The sequence below is a fragment of the Phytoactinopolyspora halotolerans genome (assembly GCF_010550675.1).
Taxonomy (GTDB): Bacteria; Actinomycetota; Actinomycetes; order Jiangellales; family Jiangellaceae; genus Phytoactinopolyspora; species Phytoactinopolyspora halotolerans.
On sequence record NZ_JAAGOA010000018.1, the window covers coordinates 55,983 to 69,707 of the forward strand.

A 13,725-nucleotide genomic window follows, 5' to 3' on the forward strand; every position below is an offset into this window, starting at 1 on the left:
TGCGATCGTGCGGTGCGAACGGCGTGCAACGCGGCGCGGAGACGGGAAGAACGGGGTGAGAGCGTGACCGACGACGAACGCTACGACGGGGGCATGGCGGTACGGCGAGCGGTGCTCGGCGACGAGCATGTCGACCGCGCCGGCGCGCGCACCACTGACTTCACCGCCGACTTCCAGAACCTGATCACTCGTTACGCCTGGGGCGACATCTGGTCTCGGCCCGGCCTGGATCGTCGTACGCGTAGCTGCATCACCCTGGCGATGCTGGCCACGCTCCACCACGACCAGGAGCTGGGCATGCATGTACGCGCCGCGTTGCGGAACGGACTGACGGCGGACGAGATCAAGGAGATCCTGTTGCAGGTGGCGGTCTATGCTGGCGTCCCGGCCGCGAACCGTGCATTCGCGGCCGCGCAGCAGGTCTTGAGCGAGGAAGGGCTGAGCTGATGCGTGCAGGAGGCTTCGTCCCGCCACGGCCAGTAGCGTGGTCGGCATGAACGAGGAGCGGGGCGCCGACTTCGTCCAGTCCCTGGAACGAGGGCTCGCGGTCATCCGGGCGTTCGACGCCGACCACCCGCAACTCACGCTCAGCGACGTCGCGAGAGCGACCGGGCTGACGCGGGCGGCCGCGCGACGATTCCTGCATACGCTCGTGGAGCTCGGCTACGTCGGCACCGACGGTCGGCTGTTCTCCCTCCGCCCACGCATCCTGGAGCTGGGCTACGCGTACCTGTCCAGCCTGTCGCTGCCGGAACTGGCCATGCCCTCGATGGAGCGGCTGGTGGAGCGGATCCGGGAGTCCTGCTCGATGGCGGTGCTCGACGGCGACGACGTCGTCTACGTCGCCCGGGTCCCGACCAAACGGATCATGAGCGTGGTGATCAGCGTGGGCACCCGGTTCCCCGCCTACGCCACCTCGATGGGGCGGGTTCTGCTCAGCCACCAGGATCCGGCCCGTCTCGACGACTACCTGTCCCGGGTCAAGCTGGACCCGCTCACGCCGAAGACCATCACGGATCGGGAGGAACTGCGTGCGGTGCTCGATCGGGTGCGTACCGACGGCTATTGCCTGGTCGACGAGGAGCTGGAGGAGGGCCTGCGCTCGATGGCGGTGCCGGTTCGGGACCGGGACGGACACGTCGTGGCCGCATTGAACGTGTCCGCGCACACCAGCCGCGGCTCGGCCAGCGCGATCCGTCGTGACCTGCTGCCACCGCTGCGGGAGACCGCGGAGGCGATCTCGGCCGACATCGCCCGCGCCCATCATCCGTGACCGGCTCACGCTCAACTGCGGCGCTCGGCGTCGAAGCCGGAGAGCAGGTGCGACAGCAGCTGGGCGGGCGCGTCTTCCTGCAGCAGGTGACCCGCGTCGTCCACCCAGTGCAGTTCGGCGTGGGGAATCCGTTCGTGTAGCCACGTGCCGTATTCCGGGGGCAGTATGCGATCCTCGCGGCCCCAGAGGACCTTCACCGGCACCTCGATACGCGGGAGCCGGGCCTCGTACGGCGCAGTGTCGGACTCGGAGAGCTGCCGATACTGCCGATAGTAGGCGGCTTGCCCGTGGGGACCGCGCCACGGGGCCAGATGCGCTGTGAGTACGTCGGGCCGGAACCCGAGGTGAGTGGCGTTGTTGAGGTGACTGACCACAAGTGACTCGTGGGCGTAGTCGGGCAGGTGATCGAAGGCCCCGGGGTGGTCGCGGATGAGCTTGAACAGGCCACGTTCCCATGCGCCCCCACTGACCGCGTCGAAGATGGTGAGATCGCGGTAGGCGGCGCCCTCGAGAAGCATGGCTCGCAAGGCGATGGCGCCGCCGATGTCATTGGCGACCACACTGGGGCTGCCGATGTCCCAATGTGCGAGAAGATCCACGAACCGGCGTGTCTGCGCGGCCAACGTGAGGTCTTGGCCTTCGCGCTGATCGGACTGCCCGTAGCCGAGGAGGTCGAAGACGAAGACGGTGCGGGTGAGCGCGAGCGCCGGCGCGATGTCGCGCCACAGATACGAGGAGTACGGCGTGCCGTGCACCAAAACGATCGGGTCCAGCGAGCCGCCGAGCCGAGCCCAACGTATGACTCCGCCATCCGTCCCAAACTCTTCGGGCAATATCCAGGTCACCGTAGTTCCTTTCGCCTGCACGGCAGGTGAGCGGGGCACTCCTCGCCGATCAGGTACCCCCGGCGGCCCCGCATGACACTGTCGGTGTGGGCGTCCGGTCATGGGTAGGCACTAGCGCGGTATGGGACTGTCCGGACGTCGGCGGGCCGACGGCGAACCGAGCGCGCGGGAGATGCCGCGGGCTGCGGTACGGACGGCCGGGGCCAGCGCGACCGGGTCAGCGTCGTCGGCGTGTACGACGACGGAGAGCGCCGCGACCACCCCGTCGTCGGCACCCAGAATCGGCGCGGCCACCGAGACGGCGTCCATGGTGACCTGGCGATCGCTGACCGCGATTCCGGTCCGGCGCACGTCGGCGAGGACGCGGCGCAGCATCTCCGGGTCGGCGATGGTCTTCTCCGTCCAGCTCTCCAGCGGGCTGGCGAGGATCTGTTCCTGCACGTCGTGCGGGGCGAACGCGAGCAGGACGAGTCCCACGCCGGTGGCGTGCAGCGCGAACCGTCCGCCCACCCGGGTGCGGACGGGCACGGCGTGCCGGCCGGTGAGCCGTTCCACGAAGACCAGTTCCACGTTCTCCCGGACAGCCAGCTGCACGTTCTCCTGGGTCACACCGTAGAGATCCTCCATGTAGGGCAGTGCCACCTCGCGCAGTCCCAATCCGCGCGGAGCCAGTGCGGCGACCTCCCATAGGTGCAATCCGATGTGGTACCGGCCGTCGTCGTTCCGTTCCAGCGCACCCCAAGCGGTGAGGTCTTTCACGATGCGGTGGGTCGTGGTGAGGGGGAGACCGCTGCGGCTGCTGATGTCGGAGAGGGTGAGTGCGGGATGCTCCGGCGAGAACGCGTCGAGGACGTCGAGCGTCTTGCTGACCAGCGACCGCGGCGGACGCGTGTTCCTACTCCCCATGCCGCGTGAACTCCCTCGTCGCGTATCCGATCGCCTCAGGTTACCGGGGCATGGCGGAGCGGCCGCAGGTTGCCGGTGCGCTGCGGGCCGGCCCGCGGTTACCGGGGCGTCGCGGTGCGGCTGCGGTCTTCGAGCGGCATCCAGGACAGCGACGCGTCGGCGAGCCGGCGGGCCGGACGGTCGAGCTGCCGGCGAAGAGACCAGAACACCTCCTCAGACCGGACACCCGGCCAGCCCTCTGGGAGCAGTTCCAGCGGTAGCCGTGGATCTTCACGGATCAGCAAGAGCCACTCGGTCTCGAGCAGCACCTGGCGGCAGAGCTCGTCGTGGTGTTCCGGACCGCCGTCCGTCCAGCGCCGCAGAAACGCCGCATAGCCGTCTGCGAGAGAGGTGAGATCCCACGCCTCGGCCGCGATACTGCGTGGATCGGTGCTGGTGGCCTCGACGCGGAAGATCTTGACGTAATTGAGCAGGCCCAGTTCGGCCAGCGTGGGTGAGATGTCGAGCGGGGACGGCGAAATCCAGAGTCCGTTCTGGAGCAGGCCGAAACCGGCCCAGCCGAGGTGGGTGCGGAGGGTATGCCGTTCGGCGCGGCGGCTCTCCGGTACCGAGAAGGCGAGCAGGGTCCACGTCCCGTCCCACTCGCGCCGCACCGTCTCCGATTCCAGCCGGACGCCGCCGTCCCGGAGGATGGTCTCGGCCTGGGTGGTGAGCCTCAGATAGACATGCCGTCCCTGCCGGACGCTGTGGAACAGGCCGCGCTTGGTCATGCGGTTGAGCGCGGCACGAGTGGCCGGCTCGCTGACATCGAGGCGGGCGAGCAGCTCGATGACACTGCCGACGGCGACACATCGGTCGTGGTCCAACAGATGAGCGCCGCAGAACGCGAGAAGCAACGACTCCGGCCGGGGCGGACGCGGATCTGCGTCGACGTCTGGTGCGGAGCCGTCACCAGGCATCCTGTGACCTCCGTGGGTGCGTATGGGCGCGTCGATCGCGCGACCAGTCTGTCTCCACCAGTGTAAATGTGCAAGCTGTTGACGGTCGTCATGAAACAGCCTAAAGTCGGCGCCACGGTTGCCCATCGGCCCGTGGCCGGGGTCCGCATCCTTGCCGGCCACGGGCGCAACCGCCGGCTGTGCGATCAGGGAGGTGGACGTGTCCGAGCCCGGCACCTTCGACGTAGCAGACCTGGTCGCCGTCGACGTGCACACGCACGCGGAGATCTCAGCAGATGGCCACCCATCGCTCAGCCCGGAGCTCGAGGCCGCCAAGGGCGCGTACTTCAAGGCGTCGGGTCCGCCTCCCACCATCGCGCAGATGGCCGAGTACTACCGGGAGCGACGTATCGCCGCGGTGGTCTTCACCGTCGATGCGGAGGCGGCGACCGGACATCCGCCCATCCGGAACGAGGAGGTCGCGGCCGCGTGCGCGGAGCATGCGGACATCCTGATCCCGTTCGCCAGCATCGACCCGTGGAGAGGGCGGGCAGCGGCCCGTCGTGCTCGGGTGCTGGCGCGCGATCACGGCGTCCGCGGGTTCAAGTTCCACCCGTCGTTGCAGGAGTTCTTCCCGAACGACAGGATGGCGTATCCGCTCTACGAGGCGCTCGAGGAGCTCGGATTGCCGGCGCTGTTCCATACCGGGCAGACCGGGATCGGCGCGGGTGTCCGCGGCGGCGCCGGTATCCGGCTGAAGTACTCGAACCCGTTGCACGTGGACGATGTGGCGGCGGATTTCCCCGAGCTGCCGATCATCCTGGCTCACCCGTCGTTCCCGTGGCAGGACGAAGCGTTGGCGATCGCCACCCACAAACCGCAGGTCCACATCGACCTGTCCGGGTGGTCGCCGAAGTACTTCCCGCCGCAGCTGGTCCGCTACGCCAACTCGCTGCTGAAGGAGAAGGTGTTGTTCGGATCGGACTACCCGGCGATCACCCCGGACCGGTGGCTCGCCGACTTCGAGAAGCTGGACATCAAGCCCGAGGTGCGGCCACTGATCCTCAAGGAGAACGCAGCCCGCCTTCTGCACCTAGACACCCGACCTAAATGATCATGTGAAGTAGGTTTTCTCGTGCGCTAACAGGTCTGCAGACATGGTTGGGCACGAGAAAACCTACTTCACATGATCATTTAGGTGCGGCGAAGGCGACACGACGCGAGGCGAGGCGAAGGCGAGGAGGCGGCGATGCGAAACCAGGGAGTGGGGTCGTGGCCGGCGCGGCGCGCCCGGATGACGCCGCACCGTGCCGCGATCGTGCACGAATCGACATCGATCACCTACGGCGAGTTGCAGCAGCGGGTGACCCGGCTGGCGCATGCGCTCCGCGGCCTCGGCGTGCGCCGCGGTGACCGGGTCGCCTACCTCGGGTTGAACCGCCCGGAGCTGGCCGAGACGTTGTTCGCCACGGGCGTGATCGGTGCGATCTTCGTCCCGCTCAACACCCGGCTGGCGGCGCCGGAGCTGGCCTTCATCCTCAAGGACGCCGGTGCCGAAGTACTGCTCTGGGACTCCGCGCTTGCGGAGACGGTGTCCGCCCTCCGTGCCGAGGCGGATGTCCGTCACCAGATCAGGGTCGGTGCGCGGAACGGCCAGAGCGGCGACGACGGAGGTGACAGCGGGGCGCTGATCTACGACGAGCTGCTCGCCGAAGCCCCGGCTGACCCTATCGACGACGACGTCGAGCTCGACGACGTGTGCATGATCCAATACACCTCCGGCACCAGCGGCCGGCCGAAGGGTGTGATGCTCACCCACGCCAACATCACCTGGAACTGCTACAACATCCTGCTCGACGTCGACGTGGCACAGGATGAGGTGAGCCTGGTCAGCGCCCCGATGTTCCACACCGCTGCACTGAACCAGCTGTTCCTGCCCACCGTGCTCAAGGGCGGTACGTCGGTGCTGATGTCCCGCTTCGATCCGGATCGAGCGTTCGACCTGATCGTCGAGCATCGGGTGACGTGGATGTTCGGCGTCACGGCGATGTTCCTCGCGATGGTCCAATCGCCGCGCTGGCCGGATGCCGACCTGTCGTCCGTGCGGACCCTGATGTGTGGTGGGGCTCCCGTCCCGGAGGCGTTGATCCGGACCTACCAGGACCGAGGATTGGTGTTCCTCCAGGGTTACGGCCTCACCGAGACCTCACCGGGGGCGCTCTTCCTGCGCGCCGCCGAAAGCACGGAGAAGATCGGTTCGGCCGGCACGGCATGCTTCTTCACCGATGTCCGGGTTGTCCGTCCCGACCTGTCCGACGTCAGCGCCGGATCCGGCGAGGTGGGGGAGATCTTGGTCCAGGGCCCCAACGTCATGGCCGGCTATTGGGGTCTTCCCGAAGCGACCAGTGCGGCCTTCGCTGAGGGGGACTGGCTGCGCACCGGCGACGCCGCGACGGTGGACGACGACGGGCACACCTACGTGGTGGACCGGGTGAAGGACATGTTCATCTCCGGCGGAGAGAACGTCTATCCGGCCGAGGTGGAGCAGGTGCTCTACCAGTATCCGGCGGTCGCGGAGTGTGCGGTGATCGGCGTCGCCGACGAACGCTGGGGTGAGGTCGGCCGCGCCGTCGTGGTACTCCGTGCCGGGCGGGAGGCGACGGAGCGAGAGATCCTGGACTTCCTGGACGGCAAGCTCGCTCGGTACAAGTTGCCCAAGTCGGTCGTTTTCGCCGATGGGCTGCCGCGCAACGCGGCCGGCAAGCTGCTCAAACGGCGCTTGCGCGAAACGTACACACGGCCCTGACCTTACCGGGCTTTCTCGTGCACCAACAGGTCTGCAGGCATGGTAGAGCACGCGAAAACCCACTTCACATGATCATTTAGGACTTGGGGGGGCGGTCGGGGGCCGCGCAGATGCGAAAAGGATCATCGTGAAGTGCGCGAAACCACGGCAAGCAGCTGCGCTGATGTGGCACGATGATCCGCGATGAACATGAATCTCATAACCAAAATTGAACTGAATTGCCTGCTTCGTTCCAGATATGCCGCGGATTCGATGGCCACCCTGCACCGACAGTGTGCCGGTGCGGGTGCCCGCCACGTCTGCCGTGAGCACCGCTCGGTGCGGAACGGGGTGCTCCGATGACCCTGCTCGACACCCGGATTCCCGCCACGACGGATGCCGACGTCGCGGCCGCGGTGTGCTCGATCTACCGAGCCCTGGACAGTTGCCCCGACCTGACGCCCGGTCCGCATGTCGACGGCCTCTTCGGCCGGCTGGTCCAGCTCGTGCTCAACACGCCGGAGCCGGTCGCGCTCAGCGTTCTCGAGGATCCGGCGGTGCGGGCATCGACCCCTCATCTACGCCGCCTATGCGCGCGCGGGGAGACCGAGCTGGAACGCCGCTGGGCCGAACGCATATGCCGTAGCGCCGACCCGCAGGGTGAGCTGCACCGCTTCCCTTACCTGGACAATTACCGGCGGCTGATCCGGATGGAGGCCGCGGCGCTCGACCATGCATGGTTCCGTGCGGCACGCGCGGACCAGCGAGCTCCGCGCACCGTGGCCTTCGTCGGCTCCGGGCCGCTTCCGCTGAGCTCGTTCTTTCTCGCGGATCATCTCGAGGTTCCGGTGCACAACATCGACCGCGACGCCGACGTGGTCGCCGGCTCGCGCATGCTGGCGGAGGCCCTGGGCCGGACGGATGTCCGCTTCCGCCACGCCGACGCGGCGTCGGTGGATCTGCGCGGCTACGACGTGGTGGTACTCGCCGCCCTGGTCGGAGAGACGGCCGCGGACAAGGATGCGTTGCTGTGTCACCTGGCCACGGCGATGGATCCGGGCGCGCTGTTGTTGTTGCGCAGTGCGCGCGGCATGCGGACGTTGCTCTACCCGGAGGTGACCCCGAGCGCCTCCGCGGGGTTCGAGGTGCTGGCCACCGTGCATCCGGACGACGAGGTGATCAACTCGGCGATCGTGCTGCGCGCCGATGGCGTCGGACGCCGTCGTGACCAGGGTGAGGAGGGCTGACATGGCGACCTTGCTCATGGTGGAGAGCTGGCTGCATTCGACCGGCCTCTGTCTGCCCCCGATCATCCGCCGGCTCGGGCACGAGTACGTCCTGCTGACCCGAGATCCCGCGCTCTACCCGCCGACCGCCGATGGGCGGCCGCATCCGGTCGTGGCCGAGGCGGACGAGATCGTGGTGGCGGATACCAACAGCCCGGAGGCCGTGGTCGAAGCCGCGTCCGCGCTCGCGTCCCGGCGACCCGTCGACGGCGTGCTGAGCACGTGCGACTACTACCTGGACACCGTCGCCGCCGTGGCCGCGGCACTCGGGCTGCCCGGAGCGCGGCCGGAGGTGATGCGCCGTGCGAACCAGAAACATCTGGTCCGGGCGGCCCTCGACGACGCCGGGCTGCCGAACCCGCGGTTCGCGGTCGTGGCCGACTGGAAGCATGCACGTGCGGCGGCCCAGCGGATCGGAACACCGTTGGTCGCCAAGCCGGTCGATCTGAACGCCGGTACGGCCGTCGAGATCATCAGGGACGAGGCCGCCCTGAAGGACGCCTTCTGGGCCGTCGCCGGCTTGGAGCGGAACACCCGTGGTCAGCCGCTGCGGCGCCTGCTTCTGCTGGAGGAGCGGTTGCGGGGCCAGGAGGTCAGCGTCGAGGCGGTGACCTACGGCGGAACGACGACCGTCATCGGCATCACGGACAAGAGTGTCACCGCTCCACCCGCATGCGTGGAATCGGGACACATGTTCCCGGCGCGCCTTGACCCGGGTGTCGCCCGGGAGGTCGAGGACTTCGTCCGGGACGTGCTGGCCGCGATCGGATACACACACGGTCTGAGCCACACCGAGGTGATGATCACGCCGGACGGACCACGGCTGGTGGAGGTGAACCCGCGGCAGGGCGGCGGGTACATCTTCGACCTGGTGGATGTGGTGACCGGGACGCATCCGCTCGAGATGCTGGTCGACCTGGCGCTCGGCCGGATGCCCCGGCTCGGCACGGAGACGATCCGTTCCCGCCGGGCGACCGCGCGGAGTGCCGCCGTCGTCTTCGTGATGTCTCCCCGGCAGGGAACCGTGCGGCGAATCTCGGGCCTGGAGGCGCTCGAGGCGGACCCGCGAGTCCACCGCTGGACCATGACACCGGCGCCGGTGACGGCCCACCGTCCGCGCGACAACGACGCCTACATCGGTCACGTGCTGGTCGCCGATCCAGACGGCGACGCCGCACGGGCGCATGCGGAGACGTTGGTCGGCGGTCTCCGGCTGCATTTCGACGACGGCGAGACGGCGCAGCCTCTGGGTATCCCGAGCGGGCTTGTCATGACACCGCCACCCGCGACGGCGGTGTCTCACCTCCGGTAGCTGTCCAGCGCCGGCGCGCCATCGCGGACGGCGGTGCCGCCATCGCGGACGGCGGTGCCGGCGGGGTGTGGCACGCTTGTTCACCATGGGACGGGACTCCACCCGAGAGCGTGACACCTCCGTGCTGACGGCGGCGGCGCGTGGCCTCGGCCAGGTGCTCTGGATGCTCATACCCGTGATCAGCCTGAGCTTCCTGGCTTTCGTTCCGGCGACGCAGACCTACTGGCGAGCGCGGACCGCGGGATGGCTCGCCGCGGCTGCGTCGCTGGCGGCGATCTCAGCGGTGACGATCGGCCTGACCGCCGCAGACGTGGACGGTTCCGCGCTCGGGGCGCCGGTGATCGTGGGTGCCGTCGGCGGAGTGGTCGCGGCGGCGGTCGGCCGGAAGATCGTCTTCGGCACCGAACGGCCCCGCGTCGACCCGGCTGTGCAGCGCGTGCTGGACGAGCGCGAACGCCGCCAGGCGGCCCGCGAGATCGCCGAACACGACCCGGCCATGGCGCTCGAGCTCGGTATCGGCCGACCGGACATACCGACGACGTACGACGACGGCGGGCTGGTGGATCTCAACAACGCCCCCGCCTCCGTGATCGTGCACGGGCTGGGCTGGCCGCCTGCCGTGGTGGAGACGTTCGTCGCCGAGCGGGATGCCCGGCACGGGTACGCCTCTGCCACCGAGATAGGTGCGCTGTCCGGTATCGATCCCGTCCTGCTGGAGCGGGGAGCGGACCGGATCGTCGTGCTGCCGTTCCTGCCGTCCCGGGGCGGGCGTGGTGTCACGCCCTAGTGCGCAGCCGCTCGGCAAGCTGCCGGATCGGTGCCGGCCATGAGCGCAGGGCCAGGTCCGCGTGGTCCTTGGTCTCCGCACCGCCCGATTGGGTGACGACGAGCCGGGCGCCGTGCCCCGTACCGTTCTCGTCACGCATCTCCCAGCGCACGTGTCCCGCGGGGCCGCCGTCGGCCTGCCACGTGTACTCCAGCAGGTTCGGTGCCTCCACCGTCGTCACGCGGGCCGGCGGCGCTGCGTCGGCGGTGAACGACGACGGCGGCGGCGCAGCGCCCACGTCGACCGCGTCGCCGGTGAGCACTGACCAGGCGACGTGCGCGGGCGCGGTCAGCTGGCGCTCGAAGCGGACCTGCCAGCCGTCCTCGGTGGTGTCGATCGTGCCGACGTCGAGACCGAAGGTGTCCACGTAGGCGTCGTGCAGCTCGGCCGACGGCTGAGCGTCCGGGATGGGTTCGCCGTCGAGCACGTTCTCCATCGCGTCGATGCACACCTCCCAGCCGGAGGCGAAGCTGGCGGCGCCCGCCCTGTCATCGAAGGTGTGGGTGAACACCAGCAGGCAGCCTTCGTCGGCGGGCGTCAGTTCCCAGCGCAGCACCTCACCCTGCCAGTTGAACTCGAACAGCTGGGGCGGATCCACCTCGGTGATCGGCAGGTCGTCGAACGAATCACCGGGGACATGCGGGTCGGTGCCGAGATCCAGGCGCAGGGCGCCGCCGACGCGTAGGTCGATCGCCACGACCGTCATCGGAAACCACCGGCTGAGGTGGTCGGGCTCGGTGATCGCTCGCCAGACCTTGGCGGGCGGGTGGGCCAGCCGTCGTTCCATCCGCAGCATGGCGCGGCCGTCGGAGGTGGTGGTCAGGGATTCACTCATGAGGGTCTCTCTGGTCGTCACCCGAATGCTCGGGTTCGTCGGGCATGGTGTCCAAATGCCGTTCCAGCGCGTCAAGGCGCGAGTCCCACATCCACCGGTACGGCGTCAACCACTCGTCGATGTGCCGCAGCGGCTCCGGGTTCAGCTCGTACCAGCGACGTTGCGCATCCCGCCGGACCCGGACCAGGCCCGCGTCGCGGAGCACTCTGAGGTGTTTCGATGTGCCCGGCTGGCTCAGGCCCAGCGTCTCGGTCAGCTCGCCGACCATGCGTGGGCGTTCCCGCAGCAGGTCGAGGATCTGTCGCCGGACAGGTTCGGCGAGTACGTCGAACGGCATGACAGCGAACATACTATATGGGTTATATAACCGCAAGAGAATGTAGCGCCCGCGCGCGGTCGGCTAGCTCACTTTGGAATGATGACCTGCTGTGGATACCCCAGCCGCCGAGGTCTCGATCGACGCCGGCCTCGTCCAACGCCTGGTCGCCGCACAGCATCCGGACCTGGCGGGACCGCTGAAGCTGGTCGCGCACGGCTGGGACAACGCCATCTACCGGCTCGGCGACGACCTGTGCGTGCGGTTGCCGCGTCGTCAGGTGGCGGTGGAGCTGACCCGACATGAGCAGCGGTGGCTACCGATGCTGGCCGAGCAGCTCAGTACACCCATCCCCGCCCCGGTGCGCGTCGGCGTTCCAGGTGACGGGTATCCCTGGCCGTGGACGATCGGGCCGTGGATCGATGGGACGCCGGCCGCCGAACTGCCGCCGCATCGGCGCGCTTCGGCGGCGCGTGACGTGGCCGAGTTCATGGCCGAACTGCACGTACCCGCGCCGGACGACGCGCCGGCCAACCCGGTGCGTGGTGTGGCGCTGCGGTCGCGCACGGACGCGGTGCGTCAACGGTTGGACACCGGCACCATCGCGGAGGCGGACACGGTGTGGGCGCTCTGGAGCGGGTTCGTCGAGGCCGACCCATGGCCGGGCCCCACGGTCTGGGTCCACGGCGATCCGCATCCGGCTAACCTGCTGCTGCGGGAGGATCCGCACAGCGGCGCCTTGCGCCTTGCGGCCGTTCTCGACTTCGGAGACCTGACCAGCGGCGATCCCGCCACCGATCTGGCGGCTGCGTGGATGGTCTTCGATGCCGCGGGGCGCGCGGCCTTCCGGGCGACGCTCGACGAACTGGCCGGTGTCGATCAGTCGACGTGGACGCGCGCCCGTGGCTGGGCGCTGAACATGGGTACCGCTATTGCGGTGCACTCCGATGACAACCCACGGATGGCGGAGATCGGTCGACACGTACTCGATCAGGTCATGCACGGCTGAGTGGGCCGTGCCCTCGGGGCACGGATGGTCTACCCGCGTCGGTTTCGGCGGCGTCGGCGGCGCCCGACCGTCCCGAGTAGCAGCCAGGCGGCGCCGGCTGCGAGGCCGCTGGTCACGCCGACGACGGGTGAGACGCGTATCCAGAAGCCGATGCCGAAGATCAAGGCGACGATGATGGCGCCGCCCCAGAAGAACGCGCGGTCACTCTCGCTCGCCGCCACGACGCACCTCCAACGGGGTCTGCTCTGTTCTCGTCTCAGATACCCGCTCGTGCCCTCGCTCACCGTGCGACGCGGAAGCCGACGTCGTCGATGCGATCGTCCGGGTGGCTGCGACGCCGTACCGAGGCGCGGCGCCTGGTGGACGAGAGATCAGCCGCGTTCGAGGATCGCGCGGAGCTGGTCGAGATCCTTGCGGTTCGCGCGCCGTATCGCCGCCGCCAGGAACGGCGTCAGCACGGCTGAGAAGCCTGCGGGCATCCCCCGGTTCCGTAGCGTCATCCGCGTGGTGTCCGCGCCGAGGGCTTCCCAGGTGTAGGTCGTCTCCATCGGGAACGGCCCGTCGGCGGTCCGCATGATCAGACTCTTGCGCGGCGTCAGCTCGACGATCTCGTATGTGTATGCGAGACGACGGCCCAAGAACCTGGCGACGAAGTCCATCTGCGACCCCACGCCGATGGGAGGCGTCGTCCGCCACTGGACCGATTCGATGTTGACGTACCAGTCCGGCGCATTGGTCGGATCGGCAGCGTAGGAGGCCACCACGTCACGGGGTCGGCGGATGATGACGTCCGTCGACACGTCTACGGGCATGAGGCATTATGACCACTTATGCCACCTTTGAGCACCTAGGTGATGCAGAATTCGTTGCCCTCGACATCCTGTAGCACCAGATGCGAGCCGCCGTCGTCCTGATGCACCCGTCTGACCACGGTGGCTCCGGCGTCGACCAGTCGCTTGGCCTCAGCGTCCTGCCGCGCGCGGCCCTCCTCCGGGCTGAGGCCGCGCGACGCCCTGATGTCCAGGTGCACCCGGTTCTTCACCACCTTGTCCTCAGGGACGGCCATGAAGAAGATGTCCGGCCGCGTTCCGGTGGTGTCGATGATGGTGCGCGACTGGTAGCGCAGGTGCTCGGGGATACCGTTCGCGTCTGCCCAGTCTTCCCAGGTGGCGAAGCCGGCCGGCGGAGCCCCGGGCGGACCGTCCGGATCGCTGCCCGGCAAGTCGTAGCCTTCGAGCGCGGCGAGCCAGAACGTCGCCATCCGATCGACATCCTGGCAGTCGAATACGAAACTCACGGCGTAGACCATGTGGGCTCCCTCGTGCGTGCCGGCTGTGTCCCGGACGTGTCCGGCTGCCGACGTCGTTGTCATGCGTGTGAAACGTGCAAGATGT

General features: G+C 68.5%; 16 protein-coding genes and 1 pseudogene. 8 read left to right on the forward strand and 9 right to left on the reverse strand.

The genetic code is table 11. The features are described from left to right. Positions 1 to 63: 63 nt before the first annotated feature. Both pcaC and G1H10_RS22495 read left to right on the forward strand, forming a co-directional pair. Complete coding sequence (gene pcaC / locus G1H10_RS22490) at positions 64 to 447, forward strand: 4-carboxymuconolactone decarboxylase (protein WP_163741962.1); 384 nt, start codon at positions 64 to 66, stop codon at positions 445 to 447. Between the two features lie 46 nt (positions 448 to 493). After that, positions 494 to 1,273 carry an IclR family transcriptional regulator gene (locus tag G1H10_RS22495; protein WP_163741964.1) on the forward strand — a complete coding sequence of 260 codons (780 nt, stop codon included), beginning with the start codon at positions 494 to 496 and terminating at the stop codon, positions 1,271 to 1,273. Between the two features lie 11 nt (positions 1,274 to 1,284). Here the strand turns inward: G1H10_RS22495 and G1H10_RS22500 are convergent, their stop codons facing one another. From G1H10_RS22500 to G1H10_RS22510, 3 genes are all read right to left on the reverse strand, one after another. Then, positions 1,285 to 2,118, reverse strand: coding sequence for an alpha/beta fold hydrolase (locus G1H10_RS22500; protein WP_216853564.1), 834 nt, complete (start codon positions 2,116 to 2,118; stop codon positions 1,285 to 1,287). 111 nt (positions 2,119 to 2,229) lie between these two features. Further along, positions 2,230 to 3,024, reverse strand: coding sequence for an IclR family transcriptional regulator (locus tag G1H10_RS22505; RefSeq protein ID WP_163741967.1), 795 nt, complete (start codon positions 3,022 to 3,024; stop codon positions 2,230 to 2,232). Positions 3,025 to 3,122: 98 nt separating this feature from the next. Continuing rightward, the gene (locus G1H10_RS22510; RefSeq protein ID WP_163741969.1) at positions 3,123 to 3,983 is read right to left on the reverse strand and encodes a PaaX family transcriptional regulator; all 861 of its coding nucleotides are present in this window, start codon (positions 3,981 to 3,983) and stop codon (positions 3,123 to 3,125) included. A 199-nt stretch (positions 3,984 to 4,182) separates the two neighbouring features. Between G1H10_RS22510 and G1H10_RS22515 the strand changes: the two genes are divergently transcribed. The 5 genes from G1H10_RS22515 to G1H10_RS22535 all read left to right on the forward strand — a co-directional run bounded on the left by G1H10_RS22515 (position 4,183) and on the right by G1H10_RS22535 (position 10,132). Continuing rightward, on the forward strand, positions 4,183 to 5,076 hold the full coding sequence (locus G1H10_RS22515) for an amidohydrolase family protein (protein WP_163741971.1): 894 nt from the start codon (positions 4,183 to 4,185) through the stop codon (positions 5,074 to 5,076). Positions 5,077 to 5,211: 135 nt separating this feature from the next. Beyond that, positions 5,212 to 6,768, forward strand: a complete 1,557-nt coding sequence (locus tag G1H10_RS22520; protein WP_163741973.1) for an acyl-CoA synthetase — start codon at positions 5,212 to 5,214, stop codon at positions 6,766 to 6,768. A 338-nt stretch (positions 6,769 to 7,106) separates the two neighbouring features. Next, positions 7,107 to 7,994, forward strand: coding sequence for a nicotianamine synthase family protein (locus tag G1H10_RS22525; protein ID WP_163741975.1), 888 nt, complete (start codon positions 7,107 to 7,109; stop codon positions 7,992 to 7,994). A gap of 1 nt (position 7,995) precedes the next feature. Next, the gene (locus G1H10_RS22530) at positions 7,996 to 9,345 is read left to right on the forward strand and encodes an ATP-grasp domain-containing protein (protein WP_163741977.1); all 1,350 of its coding nucleotides are present in this window, start codon (positions 7,996 to 7,998) and stop codon (positions 9,343 to 9,345) included. Positions 9,346 to 9,430: 85 nt separating this feature from the next. Further along, entirely contained in the window at positions 9,431 to 10,132 is a 702-nt protein-coding gene (locus tag G1H10_RS22535; protein WP_163741979.1) for a ComEA family DNA-binding protein, read from the forward strand. On the opposite strand, the gene G1H10_RS22540 is transcribed toward G1H10_RS22535, so the two are convergent. Continuing rightward, a complete protein-coding gene (locus tag G1H10_RS22540; protein WP_163741981.1) occupies positions 10,122 to 11,006 on the reverse strand; it encodes an SRPBCC family protein in 885 nt (294 codons plus the stop codon). The genes G1H10_RS22535 and G1H10_RS22540 overlap by 11 nt on opposite strands. Continuing rightward, complete coding sequence (locus G1H10_RS22545; protein ID WP_163741983.1) at positions 10,999 to 11,343, reverse strand: ArsR/SmtB family transcription factor; 345 nt, start codon at positions 11,341 to 11,343, stop codon at positions 10,999 to 11,001. The genes G1H10_RS22540 and G1H10_RS22545 overlap by 8 nt, the downstream gene beginning before the upstream one ends. Positions 11,344 to 11,434: 91 nt before the next feature. Between G1H10_RS22545 and G1H10_RS22550 the strand changes: the two genes are divergently transcribed. Next, on the forward strand, positions 11,435 to 12,331 hold the full coding sequence (locus tag G1H10_RS22550) for an aminoglycoside phosphotransferase family protein (RefSeq protein WP_163741984.1): 897 nt from the start codon (positions 11,435 to 11,437) through the stop codon (positions 12,329 to 12,331). Positions 12,332 to 12,360: 29 nt separating this feature from the next. Here G1H10_RS22550 and G1H10_RS22555 read toward each other — a convergent pair whose 3' ends face one another. From G1H10_RS22555 to G1H10_RS22570, 4 genes and pseudogenes are all read right to left on the reverse strand, one after another. Beyond that, entirely contained in the window at positions 12,361 to 12,552 is a 192-nt protein-coding gene (locus G1H10_RS22555) for a hypothetical protein (protein ID WP_163741985.1), read from the reverse strand. Positions 12,553 to 12,611: 59 nt separating this feature from the next. Beyond that, a pseudogene (locus tag G1H10_RS35120) lies at positions 12,612 to 12,683 on the reverse strand (formylglycine-generating enzyme family protein); the annotation flags it as partial. 19 nt (positions 12,684 to 12,702) lie between these two features. Next, positions 12,703 to 13,143, reverse strand: a complete 441-nt coding sequence (locus tag G1H10_RS22565; protein WP_163741986.1) for an SRPBCC family protein — start codon at positions 13,141 to 13,143, stop codon at positions 12,703 to 12,705. A gap of 35 nt (positions 13,144 to 13,178) precedes the next feature. Beyond that, positions 13,179 to 13,703 (reverse strand): VOC family protein, encoded by a 525-nt coding sequence (locus tag G1H10_RS22570; RefSeq protein WP_216853565.1) that lies wholly within the window; start codon positions 13,701 to 13,703, stop codon positions 13,179 to 13,181. Positions 13,704 to 13,725: the final 22 nt, after the last annotated feature.